Annotated in this window: 22 protein-coding genes; 6 read left to right on the top strand and 16 right to left on the bottom strand. The window is 52.6% G+C overall.

What is annotated here, in order from left to right:
- Positions 1-107: 107 nt before the first annotated feature.
- Positions 108-728 carry an FKBP-type peptidyl-prolyl cis-trans isomerase gene (gene fklB / locus B9P82_RS10390; RefSeq protein WP_003025685.1) on the bottom strand — a complete coding sequence of 207 codons (621 nt, stop codon included), beginning with the start codon at positions 726-728 and terminating at the stop codon, positions 108-110.
- Positions 729-947: 219 nt separating this feature from the next.
- On the opposite strand from fklB, the gene B9P82_RS10385 reads away from it, so the two are divergent.
- Entirely contained in the window at positions 948-1,598 is a 651-nt protein-coding gene (locus B9P82_RS10385) for a LysM-like peptidoglycan-binding domain-containing protein (protein ID WP_016151435.1), read from the top strand.
- 54 nt (positions 1,599-1,652) lie between these two features.
- Here B9P82_RS10385 and B9P82_RS10380 read toward each other — a convergent pair whose 3' ends face one another.
- From B9P82_RS10380 to B9P82_RS10355, 6 genes are all read right to left on the bottom strand, one after another.
- On the bottom strand, positions 1,653-2,576 hold the full coding sequence (locus B9P82_RS10380; RefSeq protein ID WP_016151434.1) for a DMT family transporter: 924 nt from the start codon (positions 2,574-2,576) through the stop codon (positions 1,653-1,655).
- A 143-nt stretch (positions 2,577-2,719) separates the two neighbouring features.
- Positions 2,720-3,169 (bottom strand): 50S ribosomal protein L9, encoded by a 450-nt coding sequence (gene rplI, locus B9P82_RS10375; protein WP_003025676.1) that lies wholly within the window; start codon positions 3,167-3,169, stop codon positions 2,720-2,722.
- A 41-nt stretch (positions 3,170-3,210) separates the two neighbouring features.
- On the bottom strand, positions 3,211-3,438 hold the full coding sequence (rpsR, locus tag B9P82_RS10370) for a 30S ribosomal protein S18 (protein WP_000135199.1): 228 nt from the start codon (positions 3,436-3,438) through the stop codon (positions 3,211-3,213).
- Positions 3,439-3,442: 4 nt separating this feature from the next.
- Positions 3,443-3,757 (bottom strand): primosomal replication protein N, encoded by a 315-nt coding sequence (priB, locus tag B9P82_RS10365; protein WP_003025674.1) that lies wholly within the window; start codon positions 3,755-3,757, stop codon positions 3,443-3,445.
- Positions 3,758-3,763: 6 nt separating this feature from the next.
- Positions 3,764-4,159: a 30S ribosomal protein S6 gene (rpsF, locus tag B9P82_RS10360; RefSeq protein ID WP_016151433.1), complete on the bottom strand. Its 396-nt coding sequence runs from the start codon at positions 4,157-4,159 to the stop codon at positions 3,764-3,766.
- Positions 4,160-4,318: 159 nt separating this feature from the next.
- Positions 4,319-5,083, bottom strand: a complete 765-nt coding sequence (locus B9P82_RS10355; protein ID WP_101700308.1) for a TSUP family transporter — start codon at positions 5,081-5,083, stop codon at positions 4,319-4,321.
- Between the two features lie 298 nt (positions 5,084-5,381).
- Between B9P82_RS10355 and yjfY the strand changes: the two genes are divergently transcribed.
- Positions 5,382-5,657, top strand: coding sequence for a DUF1471 family protein YjfY (gene yjfY / locus B9P82_RS10350; RefSeq protein WP_016155520.1), 276 nt, complete (start codon positions 5,382-5,384; stop codon positions 5,655-5,657).
- A gap of 130 nt (positions 5,658-5,787) precedes the next feature.
- Here the strand turns inward: yjfY and B9P82_RS10345 are convergent, their stop codons facing one another.
- From B9P82_RS10345 to ulaA, 6 genes are read right to left on the bottom strand one after another with little or no spacing between them, the layout of a single operon-like run.
- The gene (locus B9P82_RS10345; RefSeq protein WP_101700307.1) at positions 5,788-6,474 is read right to left on the bottom strand and encodes an L-ribulose-5-phosphate 4-epimerase; all 687 of its coding nucleotides are present in this window, start codon (positions 6,472-6,474) and stop codon (positions 5,788-5,790) included.
- Entirely contained in the window at positions 6,474-7,328 is an 855-nt protein-coding gene (locus B9P82_RS10340) for an L-ribulose-5-phosphate 3-epimerase (RefSeq protein ID WP_101700306.1), read from the bottom strand. Before B9P82_RS10340 ends, B9P82_RS10345 begins: the two co-directional genes overlap by 1 nt.
- 9 nt (positions 7,329-7,337) lie before the next feature.
- Entirely contained in the window at positions 7,338-7,988 is a 651-nt protein-coding gene (gene ulaD, locus B9P82_RS10335; RefSeq protein WP_047358893.1) for a 3-keto-L-gulonate-6-phosphate decarboxylase UlaD, read from the bottom strand.
- 12 nt (positions 7,989-8,000) lie between these two features.
- A complete protein-coding gene (ulaC, locus tag B9P82_RS10330) occupies positions 8,001-8,468 on the bottom strand; it encodes a PTS ascorbate transporter subunit IIA (protein ID WP_016151427.1) in 468 nt (155 codons plus the stop codon).
- Between the two features lie 11 nt (positions 8,469-8,479).
- Positions 8,480-8,785, bottom strand: coding sequence for a PTS ascorbate transporter subunit IIB (gene ulaB, locus B9P82_RS10325; RefSeq protein WP_016151426.1), 306 nt, complete (start codon positions 8,783-8,785; stop codon positions 8,480-8,482).
- 15 nt (positions 8,786-8,800) lie between these two features.
- On the bottom strand, positions 8,801-10,198 hold the full coding sequence (ulaA, locus tag B9P82_RS10320) for a PTS ascorbate transporter subunit IIC (protein WP_016155515.1): 1,398 nt from the start codon (positions 10,196-10,198) through the stop codon (positions 8,801-8,803).
- Between the two features lie 367 nt (positions 10,199-10,565).
- Between ulaA and ulaG the strand changes: the two genes are divergently transcribed.
- Complete coding sequence (gene ulaG / locus B9P82_RS10315; protein WP_016151424.1) at positions 10,566-11,630, top strand: L-ascorbate 6-phosphate lactonase; 1,065 nt, start codon at positions 10,566-10,568, stop codon at positions 11,628-11,630.
- 106 nt (positions 11,631-11,736) lie between these two features.
- Positions 11,737-12,492 carry an HTH-type transcriptional regulator UlaR gene (gene ulaR, locus B9P82_RS10310; RefSeq protein ID WP_016151423.1) on the top strand — a complete coding sequence of 252 codons (756 nt, stop codon included), beginning with the start codon at positions 11,737-11,739 and terminating at the stop codon, positions 12,490-12,492.
- On the opposite strand, the gene yjfP is transcribed toward ulaR, so the two are convergent.
- Entirely contained in the window at positions 12,489-13,238 is a 750-nt protein-coding gene (yjfP, locus tag B9P82_RS10305) for an esterase (protein ID WP_094761023.1), read from the bottom strand. The genes ulaR and yjfP overlap by 4 nt on opposite strands.
- Positions 13,239-13,419: 181 nt before the next feature.
- On the opposite strand from yjfP, the gene bsmA reads away from it, so the two are divergent.
- Entirely contained in the window at positions 13,420-13,749 is a 330-nt protein-coding gene (gene bsmA, locus B9P82_RS10300) for a biofilm peroxide resistance protein BsmA (protein ID WP_029139740.1), read from the top strand.
- Positions 13,750-13,896: 147 nt separating this feature from the next.
- The gene (yjfN, locus tag B9P82_RS10295; RefSeq protein ID WP_016155512.1) at positions 13,897-14,172 is read left to right on the top strand and encodes a DUF1471 family protease activator YjfN; all 276 of its coding nucleotides are present in this window, start codon (positions 13,897-13,899) and stop codon (positions 14,170-14,172) included.
- An 85-nt stretch (positions 14,173-14,257) separates the two neighbouring features.
- On the opposite strand, the gene B9P82_RS10290 is transcribed toward yjfN, so the two are convergent.
- Positions 14,258-15,880, bottom strand: a complete 1,623-nt coding sequence (locus B9P82_RS10290) for an isovaleryl-CoA dehydrogenase (RefSeq protein ID WP_101700305.1) — start codon at positions 15,878-15,880, stop codon at positions 14,258-14,260.
- 129 nt (positions 15,881-16,009) lie between these two features.
- On the bottom strand, positions 16,010-16,741 hold the full coding sequence (rlmB, locus tag B9P82_RS10285) for a 23S rRNA (guanosine(2251)-2'-O)-methyltransferase RlmB (RefSeq protein ID WP_003830482.1): 732 nt from the start codon (positions 16,739-16,741) through the stop codon (positions 16,010-16,012).
- Positions 16,742-16,801 lie beyond the last annotated feature (60 nt).

Below are 16,801 nucleotides of genomic sequence, written 5' to 3'. Positions count from 1 at the left end.
CACGCTAACGAGGCATTTGCAAAATAAAATATCGACAACCACGTAACTATAGCTTTTCACGCTATTTTTTTGTTCCCCCCGGCCTCGGAGGGAACAGAAGTCACTGCTTACAGGATCTCAAGCAGCTCAACGTCGAACACCAGCGTGCTGAACGGAGGAATGGACGCGCCAGCGCCACGCTCGCCGTAAGCCAGTTCCTGAGGAATAGTCAGTTCCCATTTGGAACCTACCGGCATCAGGGTCAGCGCTTCAATCCAGCCAGGGATCACGCCGTTAACCGGGAATTCAGCCGGTTCGCCGCGTGCGACAGAGCTGTCAAACACGGTACCGTCGATCAGTTTACCGGTGTAGTGCACGCGAACGCGGTCAGTACGCGCTGGAATAGCACCTTCGCCCTGAGTCAGAACACGGAACTGCAAACCGGATTCAGTGCTGTTCACACCCTCTTTCTCACGGTTTTCTTCCAGATATTTGACGCCATCAGCCGCCATAGCCTGGAAACGCTCGCGACGAACTGCATCAGCGCGTTCGTGGATTTCACGCAGTGCGCGATGCACAACATCAACCGGCACTGCCGGGTGCTTACCTTCCAGCGCGTCAGCGATACCCGCTACCAGCGCTTCAGGCAACAGTCCTTCCAGTCCGGATTCACTCAGCTGTTGTCCTACCTGCAAACCAATGCCGTAGCTTGCTTGCGCTTCGATAGTGTCAAAAGTCGGGTTAGCCATCATATTTCCTTTCATCGGATGTAAAGTAGCGGGCAGCATATCAGCCATGCCGCATCCGGTAAAACTTTGTCTCGGGAACAGATGACAAATCGCGAGGAAACATAAACAATAGGAATACCCCGCGTTGACGTCACGAAAGCGGGTAATATGACGAACATCATAGCATTAGCCATCTATACTCTATGATCGAGGAACGAGACGCGGAGCAGGAGGAAAGCCATGCCCGGGCGCTTTGAATTAAAACCAACCCTGGCGAAAATCTGGCATGCACCGGACAATTTTCGCATTATGGATCCGCTACCGCCTATGCACCGACGCGGCATTATAATTGCTGCTATCGTGCTGGTGATAGGCTTCCTGCTGCCCTCCAGTGACACCAGCGATGCCCCTGTGGTTACGCGTACTGCCCAGCTGGATTTACAGTCACAGTCGCAGCCACCGACCGAAGCTCAACTGCAGGCACAGTTGGTCGCCCCGCAAAACGATCCGGGCCAGGTCGCTCCGCTTGCCCCAGAGCCAATCCAGGAAGGAGAACCAGACGCGCAGCCGCAGGCTCAGCAATCTCAGCCGCAGACGCAACCTTTCCAACAGGATAGTGGAATTGAGCAGCAGTGGCGCTCCTATCGCGTAGACTCGGGCAAAACGCTGGCGCAGGTATTCCGTGACCATAACCTCCCGCCAACCGATGTATACGCAATGGCGCAGGTTGAAGGTGCCGGAAAACCGCTGAGCAACCTGAAAGACGGCCAGATGGTACAAATCAGGCAGAATGCCAACGGCGTGGTAACGGGATTAACCATTGATACCGGTAATGGTCAGCAGGTACTGTTTACTCGACAACCTAACGGCAGTTTTATTCGCGCCCGTTAACCGGCACACCTGTAGACCTGATAAACACAGCGCATCAGACATCAAGGTGAAGCGTCAGCGCTTCACCTTGTTCACCCACCAGATCCCGGAACAGACCAGCACCAGCGCCAGCGCATATTTCCATTCGAGAATGTTTTCGCCGAGGAATATCGCCGACAGTACCGCCCCCGAAACCGGGATCAGGAAGTTAAACGGCGCAATCATCCCCACGCGGTTATGCTTGAGCAGAATACTCCACAACGCAAAAGCGACCGAAGAGAGTAACGTCAGGTAGCCCAGAATCGCCACTGAAGACGCGCCGTGTACGGTCAGCGTGCCACCAAAAGCGTAGCCGCCGATAACCAGCGCCAGACCGCCGACACCCAACTGATATCCTGTCATTACCGTCGGGTCTACCGTCTGAGAAATGCGTTTACCGTATAACGTGGCGGCAGAAAGAATAAAGGCCGCCATCACCACTGAACCGTCCCCTAACAGGCTGAAGTTAAAATCCAGTCCGCTGCTAAAGTTCACCACCATTACGCCGGTAAAACCCAGGATACAGCCCAGCACTTTGTTGTAGCTCAGCTTGTCGTTCTGATAGATAAAATGGGCCAGAAGCACGCTGAAGAAGGTGCCGGTCGCGTTCATGATCGACCCTTTGACCCCCGTCGTGAACGCCAGGCCAATATAGAAGAAGATGTATTGCAGCGAGGTTTGCGTCAGTCCCAATAGCGTGAGCTGACCGTACTGACGCGGGCTTAACCGGCCAATCGGTTTACGCTGCGCCACCGCCAGCAATAGCAGCAATAATCCAGCAAACAGGAAGCGATAGCCGGCAAAGACAATTTTTGAAGGAATGTCATCCGTGGCAATCTGGAAGATCTCATATCCGCTTTTGATCGCCGGATAGGCGCTCCCCCACAGCAGACAGCAGAACGCTGCGCTCAGGTAGACAACATTTTTACGCGCAAACAGAGGTTGGTGCGTTGGTTCCATTCCATCACCACTTTGAAATAATGTTTTATTTTTATGATTATCCCGAAAAGGATAAAGAATAGCCAGAGCGAAAAGCGGAGGGAACAGAAAAGCAAAACGCCGACACGAGGCCGGCGCTTTTACGCGGTAATCAGAATAAAAACTTATTCTGCAACTACGTTTACAGTCAGCTTAGCAAACACTTCGCTGTGAACCTGGAAGCTCACTTCGTGCTCACCAGTGGTACGCAGAACGCCGTTCGGCAGACGAACTTCGCTCTTAGCTACTTCAACGCCAGCTGCAGTTACAGCGTCAGCGATGTCGCGAGTACCGATGGAACCGAACAGTTTACCTTCGTCGCCAGCTTTAGACGCGATGGTTACGGTTTCCAGTGCGTTGATTTTCTCAGCACGAGCTTCAGCAGCAGACAGAACGTCAGCCAGTTTAGCTTCCAGCTCAGCGCGACGCGCTTCGAAAAATTCAACGTTTTTCTTGGTAGCAGGAACAGCTTTACCCTGTGGTACCAGGAAGTTACGAGCATAGCCCGCTTTAACGTTAACCTGATCACCCAGGCTACCCAGGTTTGCTACTTTATCAAGCAGAATAACTTGCATTACCTTATCCTCTCAAAGTCGTATTAATGGACCGTGACCGATTACTGATGACGATCAGTGTACGGCAGCAGGGACAGGTAGCGAGCGCGTTTGATAGCGCGAGCCAGCTGACGCTGGTATTTTGCACGGGTACCGGTGATACGGCTTGGGACAATCTTACCGCTTTCGGTGATGTAGTTTTTCAGCGTAGCGATATCTTTATAGTCGATCTCTTGAACGCCTTCCGCGGTGAAACGGCAGAACTTGCGACGACGGAAATAACGTGCCATATGGCTAGTCTCCAGAATCTATCAATTCAATCTGCTCGGCATGCAGAACCATTTTGCTCAGGCCGTTCTTTGCCTTGTGGCAAGAGATGAACCCCTGAACGGTCACTGCGCTACCGACCGTTATACTGTGAGTAATGGCCTGGTTTTCGTGTCCGCTAATAATAACGGGCATTTGGCACCACGCCTGCCGGTGAAACCCGGCTTCCTCCTGCACAGAACGATGCTCAAGCACGAACTGGCAATGAGGAATTCCTGATGGACTGACCTTTCGAAGGGGAGCCCTGCACACGGTGCCGGACAACGCCAGACGGTTGGTCATCAGAAATTACTCTTCAGAATCCCCAGCTTCAGCATCATCTGCGGTTTCGTTAGCGAAATCATCGCGACGTTCACGACGCTCGTCTTTCGCTTTAACCATCGGAGATGCTTCGGTAACAGCGTGTTTAGTACGCATAACCATGCTGCGGATAACGGCATCGTTGAAGCGGAAGGTAGTTTCCAGCTCATCGATCACTTCCTGCGGCGCTTCAACGTTCAGCAGAACGTAGTGAGCTTTGTGCAGTTTGTTGATCGGGTAAGCCAGCTGACGGCGGCCCCAGTCTTCCAGACGGTGGATCGTGCCTTCTGCACCAGTGATGGCAGCAGTGTAGCGTTCGATCATACCCGGAACCTGTTCGCTCTGGTCAGGATGGACCATAAAAACGATTTCGTAATGACGCATCGAATTGCTCCTTACGGATTATTCAGCCTCCTGTCTGGGTCAGCCGAGGCCCGGGGAGGCAAGGAACGTGTTAAAGGTCGGCTGAAAAATTGACGCGTCATAATACTGGCGCCTGCCACTAAACTCAAGGTAATTGTACGATTATTTATCATGTCGCCATTAATACATATCCAGCAGCATTTTGACGCTGATGCAAATGGAGACAATGACAATCATGGGTCGGATAACTTTCTTGCCGCGCGTTAGTACGACCGTCGCGCCAAGACGTGCGCCGAGGGACTGCCCGGCAAACATCACCAGCCCCAGTGACCAGATCATTTTACCGCCAAAAATGAAGAACAATATCGAGGCGATGTTGGACGCCAGGTTAATAAAATTCGAGTGAATTTGCGCCTTATCGATGCTGTATCCCCACAGCAGGATATAGCTGAGGGTATAAAAGGAGCCAGCCCCGGCACCGAGAAAGCCGTCATAAAAGCCAATGCATCCCCCGCCGATCAACGAGAAGAGAAACAGGGATACCTGCTGCTTTCTTTTCGGTTCGCTGAGATTTGGCGCCAAAATAAAGTAGATAGCGACCGCGATAATCAGGATCGGGAGCAGTTTCTTCAGCAGCTCCGGTTCAATGAACTGGATAAGCGTCGTTCCCATCGCAGAACCGATAAAGGCAGATAAAAACACATACTTGTGCTCCTGCACGTTGATATGCCCCCGGCGTAAAAAATAAATCCCGGAGGTCAGCGAGCTGCCCAGTGCCTGAATTTTATTGGTTGCCAGCGCATTCGCCGGGGGTAAACCAGAAATTAACAGTGCGCCAATCGAGAGAAAACCACCGCCGCCCGACACCACGTTAATAAAGCCTGCCACCAGCGCGACCATAAACATAATCACAAAGTAGCTGAAATCCATGAATGAAGTATCCATAAGTTTTTGCCTTATTATCATAAAGTTATATTAATTATCCGGCTCACTATAAACGGCGTACTCACCCGATTAAATTGACTATTTGGTAAGTGCTTATGCGCGAAAGACAGGTATTTTTCACCGCAGCGGTACACACCAGCGGCCTGTTAATAAAAGAAAAGATGGCTATGCGGTAATTTTTTGAACAACTGCATCAGAAATGGTCGCTATCGACTGCGCCGGTAACGGTTAAAATTACATCAGAAGCTAATCACTCACAGGAGAGAGGCAACCAGAGACCGCAGTCGAGGAGGTACATATGCGAGCCCGTGTTTTGACCCTTCTGGCTATGCTTTTGCTTAGTGCAAATGCAACGGCAGCCATCAAAATTGACAATCATCAGGCCAGGAATATGGATGATGTGCAGAGCTTAGGCGTCATTTACATAAATCATAACTTCGCCACTGAAAGTGAAGCCACTCAGGCCCTGAATGAAGAGACCGATGCGCAAGGCGCAACCTACTACCACGTGATCCTCACCAGGGAACCCGGTAGTAACGGAAATATGCACGCCAGTGCAGATATTTACCGCTAGCACCAGAAATAACCAACGAGAACATTGCCGCAGTTTAATTTGCCCCCTTCACAGGGGGCTTTTTTTGCAAAAAAGTCCCACAGCCAGATCAATAACATCCCCTGAATGATTGGGCTCCAGGACTTTGTCGTTACTTCTGTCCGTAATAGGCGTTTGGACCGTGCTTACGCATGAAATGCTTATTCATCAGATAACTGTCGATGGGGCTAAGAGCCGGATTAATACCACGCGCAATCCATGCCATTTTTGCCACTTCCTCCATCACCACGGCGTTATGTACCGCATCGTGAGCATCCTTGCCCCAGGCAAACGGGCCATGCTGGTACACCACTACGCCAGGCGTATGCAAAGGTTCCACCTCCCCCAGCGTTTCGACAATCACCTTGCCGGTATTTAGCTCATACTCTCCCTGAACTTCAGCTTCAGTTAACGCCCTGGTGCAGAGAATATCGCCAAAGAAGTAATCCGCATGCGTCGTGCCAAGCGAGGGAATTGCCAGACCCGCCTGCGCCCATGCCGTCGCGTGCGTTGAGTGGGTGTGCACCACGCCGCCGAGAGAAGAATAGCGGCGATACAGCACCAGATGGGTGACGGTATCAGAAGAAGGACGATAGCGCCCTTCCACTACGTTGCCGGCCAGATCCACAACCACCATGTCATCTACCTGCATCGTTTGGTAGTCGACGCCGCTAGGCTTAATCACCACCAGCCCGCGCTCGCGGTCAATGGCGCTGACGTTCCCCCAGGTGAACGTCACCAGCCCGTAGCGCGGCAAATCCATATTGGCCTCAAAAACCTGCTGTTTAAGTTTTTGCATTACACTGCCTCCACCAGACCTGCGCTGGCCATTCGCGCCTTCACCCAGTCGCGCGCCTTCGCGACTTCACGTGCCGGGTCGTCCGACGTTTCACTCCACATCTCAATCAGGTATGGTCCGCAGTACCCACTCTGTTTGAGCGTCGCAAAACAACGTTCGAACTCAACAACCCCTTCACCAAACGGCACATTTTTGAATACACCAGGTTTGGTATCCTTCACGTGTACGGCAACGATATGACCCATCCCAGCCTGCAGCTCCATCTGCACGTCGTTATCCCACGCCGACAAATTGCCAATATCGGGATACAACTGGAACCACGGATTGTTGAGATAGTGGGCATAACCCAGTGCCTTGCTGATCGAATTCATCAGCGGATAATCCATGATTTCCATCGCCAGCGTCACCTGCGCGCGGCTCGCCATCTCCACGCTCTCTTTCAGCCCATCGCGAAACCGACGACGCGTTTCGTTATTGGCCTGCTGGTAATAGACGTCGTAACCCGCCAGTTGAATAACGCGAATACCGATATCCTGCGCAAACTGAATGGCTTTGCGCATGATCTCCAGCCCCTGTTCGCGCACCGCATCATCTTCACTGCCAAGCGGGAAACGACGATGAGCGCTCAGGCACATGGACGGTACGCGTATCCCTGTCTCAGCGATAGCGGCCACCAGCGCCAGTCGCTGCTCGCGGCGCCAGTCAAGACGCGCCAGGCGATCGTCGGTCTCATCAACTGATATTTCGACAAAATCAAAGCCCAGTTCCTTCGCCAGCTGCAAGCGTTCCAGCCAGCACACCCCGCCGGGGAGCGCTTTTTCATAGATACCGAGCGGGACCTGTTTCGACAACATAGTCGCTCCTTATCCCCACAGTTGGGCGATGGAACGTTTGAACTGACGCGCAGCGTCTACCGGAGAGGCGGCATCGCGAATGCTGCGTCCGGCAATAAAGACGTGGATAGGGATCCCCTGGAACAGCGGCAGATCCTCCAGCGCCAGGCCGCCGGTGACGGTGACCTTAAAGCCCATATCAGAAAGGCGTTTGATGGCGCTGATATCTGCCTCTCCCCATGCCACACCCGCCGCCTGCGCGTCACGGCTGCGGTGATATACCACTTGCCCAATGCCCGCGTCACGCCACTCCTGCGCCTGCTCCCAGGTCCAGTAACCAGTCAGTTCAATCTGCACGTCGCCGTTAAATTCTTTCGCCACCTCCAGCGCCCCCTTGGTGGTGTTGATATCCGCACAGCAGATGACGGTAACCCAGTCAGCGTTGGCTTCGAAACACATGCGCGAGAGGATTTTACCCGCGTCGGCGATTTTGGCATCCGCCAGCACAATTTTATGCGGATAAAGCGCCTTCAGATCGCGTACGGCGCGCACCCCCTCTGCCACGCAAAGAATCGTGCCCACCTCAATGATATCGACCTCTTCGGCAATCAGACGCGTCGTTTCATAGGCGGAAGACATTGATTGGTTATCCAGCGCAACCTGCAACATAGGTAATGACATTTTGGTATCCTTTTAAACAGCCGCCGCAGTGGCGTTATCAATTAAATCCAGCACTTCCTGCGCGGTACGGCAGGCACGTAAACGGTCGAAATTGGCTTCGTCGTCAAAGAGATTCACGATCTGCATGATGCCGACTTCCTGATGTGTGTTGGCGTCTACTGCCGCCATGGTGATCAGGATGTCGACCGGGTCGTTATCTTCGTGGTTAAACACCAGGGGTGTTTTCAGCGTCACCAGCGCAAAACCGGTTTTCTTGACCCCCTCCTCCGGACGGCCGTGCGGCATTGCCAGGCCGGGCGCAATCACGAAATACGGGCCGAACTGTTCGACTCCGTCGAGGATGGCCTGGTAGTAGCGTGGTTCAACCACATCAGCCTTAACCAGCAGATCCACGCTCAGCTTTACCGCTTCCTGCCAGGAGCTGGCCTCGGCCTGTAAAAGGATGGCGTTATTGTCTGCCAGCGAATCACGTAATTTCATAGGCCGCCTCCTTACTTCACGTCCTGAGGGAAATGCGCGTTGATCACTTCCAGCAGTTTTGGTCCAAAATCGGCGGGAGACAGCATGTTGCGTACGCCAACAACATATTTATTGCCCGATACGGTAATCTCACCGGCGATATGGGTAGAAGCGATGATGATATCCGCGCCGCTCAGTTCACTTTTGTATTCGCCTACTGCGCAACTGTTTACCGTATGGTCAATATTTGACTGGGTTAAAAACTGATCCACCTTCATCTTCATGATCATGGAACTCCCCTGCCCATTGCCACATACAGCCAAAATACGTACGGTCATAATCGGAACTCCTTATTAAGCAGAGTGTTCTGCCAGTTGTTTTTCTGCGTCTTCCTCAGCGCGCAAGGTGCGTCCTGCGAAAAACATATAAGCCAGTGCAATCAGAATAATGACGGCCATAAACACGATGCCGATGGAGGCAAAGCCCTGCATCATCGGCGGCGCCAGAATTGACCAGTCCGCCATGCCCATCCAGGCGCTCATCCCGGTGAGCTTCACCGCCCAGACGCAGCCGAAGATTTCGATCATCCCCATCACCAGGCAAATCTTGAGCGCCGCGCGCCAGCCGCCAAAGTGGTTAGCAAACACGCCGATAGTCGCGTTCGAGAAGAACATCGGAATAAAGCCAGGGATAATCAGAATAGAAGAGCCGCAACCCACCAGGATGCCCACCGCAATCAGTTGGCCGATGGTGCCCCACATAAAGCCCCAGACCACCGCGTTGGGCGCAAAGCTATAAATCGCCGCGCAGTCGATAGCCAGCACTGCACCCGGGATCAGACGTTGAGAGATACCGTTGAACGCTTCTGAAAGCTCAGCAACGAACATACGTACGCCCTGAGTGATAATGAAAATAGCGACGGCAAACGAAAAACCGGTCTGCAGGATATAGACCGTCCAGTGGGTTTTACCCGCCATCGCCTGAACCACATCAATACCGAAAGAGAGCAGGATCGCGCCGAAGAAGAGGGTCATAACAATCGCGGTAGAAACGATGTTGTCATGGAAGATATTCAGCCAGCCCGGCAGCTTCAGATCTTCAACACTCTCCTCTTTCTTACCCAGATAAGGCGCGACTTTGTAGGCAATCCATGAAGCGAACTGTTGCTGGTGACCGATGGAGAAACCGCAGCCGTCGGTCACTTCCTGCGTCGGCTTGTACATCATATTGGAAGTAATGCCCCAGTAGAGCGACACCAGCACCGCGGTGCAGATGATGGTGGTCCACATCGGGTAACCAAAGATGTAGAGAGAGACGGCAATCAGGCCCGCCTGCTGGAACATAATGTGGCCGGTCAGCATGATGGTGCGAATGCCGGTAATACGCCGTAGCAGTACGTAACAAATATTCAGCGCCAGCGCCAACAGCACCGCATAACCCACCCAACTATAGGCATCGCCCATACGTTCGATGGTTGCCATCATGGAGGCATAGGTATCGGAAATCGCACCATTGATACCGTAAACTTCGGACATCTTCGCCACCACCGGTTTAAACGTGCTGGTCAGAATGCCCGATCCCGCTTGCAGCAACATAAAACCGATAATCGTTTTGATCGTGCCTTTGATAATAACGCTGACGCTTTTACGCAGCAGGATGTAACCAAGACAGGTCACAATACCCAACAGCAAGGGCGCGTTGGTCATAACCTGATTAAAAAAGACGGTAAAGATGTTGTAGAGGATCTCCATAACGATCTCCAGTAGACGAAGTTGCTGAACATTCATTACAGATGCCCAGGATGTTGTGCCCTCACTCTAGTTTTCAAAAGTAATCACAACAAGATTGAATTTGATTAAATGTGATGCAGTACGCAAATAATTCACACACTTGCAGAGTGGCTTTACTTCTAATTCATCACTTCCAAAATAAACTCCATTAAAACAATAAAATACAAATCCAACATTCAAGTAAACCATCCTGTCACGCTGTGATTTGCTCACATTTCCCCGCTGAACACCAAAAATCAACGCATTGCCTTCTTGAAAAAATGATGTCAATATCAATCAAAACAAATCATAAATTGACTTAATCTGAATAAATATGAAGGTAAATGCGATGAGTAAAGTAAAAAGCATCACGCGTGAATCATGGATCCTGAGCACATTCCCGGAGTGGGGAAGTTGGCTGAATGAAGAGATCGAACAGGAGCAGGTCGCCCCGGGCACATTCGCTATGTGGTGGCTTGGCTGTACCGGCATCTGGCTGAAGTCGGAAGGCGGGACGAACATCTGCGTCGATTTCTGGTGCGGAACGGGTAAACAGAGTCACGGTAACCCGCTAATGAAAACCGGCCACCAGATGCAACGCATGGCTGGGGTGAAGAAACTGCAGCCAAACCTGCGCACCACGCCGTTTGTTCTTGATCCGTTTGCAATTCGACAGATCGATGCGGTGCTGGCGACACACGATCATAACGATCACATCGACGTGAATGTCGCGGCCGCCGTCATGCAAAACTGCGCCGATGACGTGCCATTTATCGGGCCGCAAACCTGTGTGGATCTGTGGATCGGTTGGGGTGTGCCAAAAGAGCGCTGCATCGTGGTAAAACCAGGCGATGTGGTGAAAGTGAAAGATATTGAAATTCATGCGCTTGACGCGTTTGATCGTACGGCATTAATCACGCTACCTGCCGATCAAAAAGCGGCAGGTGTGCTGCCGGATGGTATGGATGCACGTGCGGTAAACTACCTGTTCAAAACACCGGGCGGTACGCTGTACCACAGCGGAGACTCGCACTACTCTAACTACTACGCAAAGCATGGCAACGAGCACCAGATCGACGTTGCGCTCGGCTCCTATGGTGAGAATCCGCGCGGGATTACGGACAAAATGACCAGCTCCGACATGCTGCGCATGGCGGAAGCGTTGAATACGAAAGTGGTGATCCCTTTCCATCATGACATCTGGTCAAACTTCCAGGCCGACCCTCAGGAGATCCGCGTACTGTGGGAGATGAAAAAAGATCGACTGAAGTATGGCTTTAAGCCGTTTATCTGGCAGGTGGGCGGTAAGTTCACCTGGCCGCTGGACAAAGACAACTTTGAATATCACTATCCGCGCGGCTTTGATGACTGCTTCACGATTGAACCGGATCTGCCGTTTAAATCCTTCTTGTGACCCCTACAAAATGCCGGGCCATTCCGGCATTTTTTCCCATTTACTTTAGTATTTCCAGGCTATTTCAAATATCATCTTTTCAAATCAATTTGTATCGGAATAGCTCATGACTGAAGCACAAAGACATCAAATATTGCTGGATATGCTGGCGCAGTTGGGCTTTGTTACCGTTGAGAACGTGATTGAGCGTCTGGGGATTTCACCAGCCACAGCACGCCGGGACATCAATAAACTCGACGAAAGCGGCAAACTCAAGAAAGTCCGCAATGGCGCAGAAGCCATTACCCAGCAACGTCCGCGCTGGACACCTATGAATCTGCATCAGGCGCAGAACCACGATGAAAAAGTTCGCATTGCCAAGGCCGCATCCCAGCTTGTAAATGCGGGTGAAAGCGTGGTGATCAACTGCGGATCAACCGCCTTCCTGCTTGGTCGTGAAATGTGCGGCAAGCCGGTGCAGATCATCACCAATTATCTGCCGCTGGCGAACTATCTGATCGACCAGGAGCATGACAGCGTGATCATCATGGGAGGGCAATACAACAAAAGCCAGTCCATCACGCTTAGTCCGCAAGGCAGCGAAAATAGCCTGTATGCCGGACACTGGATGTTTACCAGCGGTAAAGGGTTGACCGCGGACGGACTGTATAAAACCGATATGCTAACCGCGATGGCTGAGCAGAAGATGCTTAACGTAGTGGGTAAACTGGTGGTGCTGGTCGATAGCAGTAAGGTCGGTGAACGCGCGGGGATGCTGTTCAGTCGCGCCGATCAAATCGATATGCTCATTACCGGCAAAAACGCTAACCCTGAGATTCTGCAACAACTTGAAGCTCAGGGCGTAAGCATCGTGCGCGTTTAAAGGTGCTGGCGGAAAAACGTTACTGTCGCAGCCAGCGCCTCTGGCGTGATGCGGTGGCGCACGCCCGCTTCCCACAGGCAGGTTAAATTGTTATCCAGCCCTGCCTGAATCAGCGCCTGTTGTAAGCGGAAGGTTTCAACCGCGGGCACCACATCGTCCTCCTGTCCATGCCACAACAGCAACGGTCTGTCGGCCAGGCGTTGTAGTTGATGCGTAACGTCCCATTCGGCGAGCGGTGCGATAATGGCATCGAACTCTGCCTGCTGCTCTGGCGTCTGGACCCGTAAAGGGGGAAAAAGCGTCTGTGCAAGACGGGTAAAATAGCCCGAACCCATCAGGCTGGCTACACATTTAACCTCGGGATGGCGGGTCATAATGCCCAACGCCGTCATGCCTCCCATCGACGCCCCCGCAACAGCAAGTCTTTCATCTGATAGCCAATTTTCCGCCACCAGCGCCGCACGTAACGTCGTAAACTCCTGCATGTTTTGCTGCAATATATGCCAGAAGCGAAACATTCGCTCCTGAGCATCACCGTTGAAGCGGGCACCATGGTCGGGCGCATCGGGCATGACAACCCGGAATCCGGCCTGAGCCAGAGCAACGGCAAAATAGCTATAGACCAGACTTGAAGATGTAAACCCGTGATAGAAAATAATGCAAGGGAGTGAACACTCGCGTTTGCCAGCCGGAACGGCGTGCAGGACAGGGATACCAGCCAACTGTCGTGTTTCAATTTCGATCATTTTTCGCCTCTTTTTTTCTGGTATGCCATGCAGCAATACTTAACGCAAGCGAATGTGTTCGGCAATGATTCATAATGTTGAGAACTGGGTTACGCTTTCGCAACATTTTCATTCGAAAATCGCGTGAGAGATAACACTTCGGGAACATTCCCCTAAAGGGAAATTGATAAGGCACTACACTATGGCTATCAGGAAACGAGATAGAGTTATGCGTCGGTTTGCCTCTTTATTGCTGGTGATGCTTTTAAGCGCCTGTAGCGTGCTACAGGGAACGCCCCAACCCGCACCGCCCGTTGCCGACCACCCGCAGGAGATCCGCCGTGACCAGAGTAATGGGTTACAGCGAATAGGAACGGTCAGCGCGCTGGTAAGAGGCTCTCCGGATGATGCGCTGGCAGAGATCCGTGACAAAGCCGTCGCGGCTAAAGCTGATTACTACGTGGTTTTATTAGTGGATGAAACCATTGTGACAGGCCAATGGTATTCACAGGCTATTTTGTATCGTAAATAACATTGGGTAGGAATTTAGTCAGCTTTACATTGCTTTGCGCCGCTATGCGTTTACCTGTGCACAATAAACCAACAGCAGGAAGCTTGAGGTTTATGATCGCGATGGAATGCCCTGCCGTGTGTAGGGGTACGAATAATGGAGCTGACGATGAAACAATCACTTGCCTTATCCTCACTGCTGCTTTCTGCCGGACTGGTAGGTACTACGGCGCAGTCTGCCGAGTTCGCCAGTGCTGACTGCGTTACAGGCCTGAACGAAATTGGCCTGATATCTGTCAGTAACATTGCAGGGAATCCGCAGGATGTAGAACGAGTAATCGCGTTAAAAGCGGATGAACAGGGTGCCTCATGGTATCGGATCATTCAGATGTACGAAGACCAGCAGCCCGACAACTGGCGCGTACAGGCCATACTCTATGCTTAACAGATTGCCGGATGGCGTAAACTTTTCCGGCCTACATTGAATGTAGGCATGATAAGGCGCGCCAGCGTCGCCATCAGGCATATTACTACCGTAATCCCCCCGTTGCCCGCAGGAGCAAGTCGTTCAGCACCTGTTCGGACAATCGTAGTCCACCACGCGTATCGAGCATCATTTGACACCAGGCCTGCGCCACTGGCGGAGAGGCATAGCGCAACATCTGCGCCCCGCAACCGAGCAGGAAAAGCTGCTGTGTAATCTCCCGTCCCAACTCCTCGCTGGGTTTACGTAAACGCTGCTGTAGTTGACGTACCATTCGATCGTAATGTCGGTCTTGCCCTTTTACCTCAGCAAAGGCTTCGCTGAGCATATCGTATATGCCGGGTTGTTTTGTCAGCACCCGCAATACATCGAGGCACATAATGTTGCCAGAGCCCTCCCAGATACTGTTTACCGGCATCTCACGATACAGGCGCGGCAACTCACTCTCCTCGCAGTAGCCAATCCCGCCGAGCACTTCCATCGCCTCTGCAACAAACGGCATACCGGCCTTGCAAACAGAGAATTTCGCTGCTGGTGTGAACAACCTGGCCCACAGAGATTCTTTGACATCAGCGCGACGGTCCCAGGCCCGTGCCAGTCGGAACAGTAACGCCGTCTGACCTTCCAGGTGGAGCGCCATCCGACCTAATACCTGGCGCATCATCGGTTGTTCGATCAATGGTTTGCCAAAAACCTGTCGCTGGTGCGCATGGTAAATCGCGACAGAAAAAGCACGTCGCATCATGCCATGACTGCCGAGCGCACAGTCAAAACGCGTCATCCCACCCATTTTCAGGATATGACGTATCCCTTCCCCTTCTTCACCCAATAGCCAGCCAATCGCATCGTGGAATTCAACCTCGCAGCTGGCGTTGGAGCGATTGCCTAACTTATCTTTCAGCCGCTCCAGACGGATAGCATTACGCTGCCCGTCGGGTAAAAATCGCGATACAAAAAAGCAGGATAAGCCTCCCTTTGCCTGGGCCAGCACCAGATGGGCATCGCTTTGCGGCACGGAGAAAAACCACTTATGTCCCACCAGCCGATACGAGCCGTCTGCAAGACGTTCTGCCTGAGTGGTATTGCTCAGCACATCTGATCCCCCCTGCTTCTCGGTCATTCCCATGCCGATCAATAACCCACGCTTTTGCCCTCCGGGCAGTAAATGCGAGTCATAACGGTCGCTTAGCAGCGGCGTAAACCAGTCGTGAAAGGGGGCAGGTAACATCTGAAGTAACAACGGCGTGGCGGCAAAAGTCATGGTAACCGGACACAACGTGCCCGCTTCCACCTGCGCATGCAGCATGAAACAGGCCGCCCGGGCAACAAATGTTCCCTGCCTCGCGTCTTCTTCCCAGGCCAGATTATGTACGCGATTGGCGCACAATCCCTGCATCAGCAAATGCCAGGCAGGATGAAAACGCACATCATCCAGCCGCTGACCCTGCGAGTCGTAGCGCAACAACTCGGGTGGAAAAGCATTGGCCAGACGGCCAAGCTCGAGCGACTCGGCAGTTCCTAGCTGCTGACCAATACTGGCGAGAAGATCGCTGTCCCAGCCAGCGCCTTCACGGATAACCGCTTCACACAGCGCGCCATCGGACAGATATAAGTTGCTGTTATTGAGCGGTACAGGTTGGTTAAAAACGGTATGCGTTTGCCAGTGCATTGTGTCTCCCTCCGTCAATGGCCGTCACCTTAAGTATGGTCAGACAGAGGGGAGCACGCATGGGACAACGGTCACAAAAAAGCCATCCCGAAGGATGGCTTGAGAGAAGAGAGAAATGAGGGAGATAGTTTAGCCGCGCTGGCGTACAGCCTCAAACAGGCAGATGCCCGTCGCAACTGAAACGTTCAGCGACGAAACGCTCCCAGCCATCGGGATGCTGATCAGTTCGTCACAGTGTTCGCGGGTCAAACGACGCATACCTTCACCCTCTGCGCCCATCACCAGCGCCAGACGTCCGGTCATTTTGCTCTGGTAGAGAGTATGGTCAGCTTCACCTGCGGTTCCGACGATCCAGATATTCTCTTCCTGCAGCATACGCATAGTGCGCGCCAGGTTGGTCACACGGATCAGCGGTACGCTTTCTGCCGCGCCGCAAGCCACTTTTTTCGCCGTTGCATTCAACTGCGCAGAACGATCCTTCGGTACGATAACAGCATGGACGCCAGCAGCATCGGCGCTACGCAGGCATGCCCCCAGGTTATGCGGATCGGTAACACCATCGAGGATCAAAAAGAACGGCTGATCGAGCGTAGCAATCAGATCCGGCAGATCGTTTTCCTGATACTGACGACCCGGCTTCACGCGAGCAATAATTCCCTGATGTACCGCACCCTCGCTTTTCTCATCCAGGAACTGGCGGTTAGCCAACTGAATGACAACACCCTGTGCTTCCAGTGCGTGGATCAGCGGCAGCAGGCGTTTATCTTCACGACCTTTGAGAATAAAGACGTCCTGGAAGCGCTCAGGCGCACGTTCCAGCAGAGCCTGCACCGCATGGATGCCGTAAATCATTTCACTCATGAATGTACTCGTTAATAGTTTATGCGTAACGCGGGCAACGCGAGGTTGCCCGACTTACTG

This window comes from Citrobacter sp. L55, assembly GCF_002850715.1.
In the GTDB taxonomy this organism is placed as follows: domain Bacteria; phylum Pseudomonadota; class Gammaproteobacteria; order Enterobacterales; family Enterobacteriaceae; genus Citrobacter; species Citrobacter braakii.
This window is presented reverse-complemented; position numbering and strand designations above follow the sequence as displayed.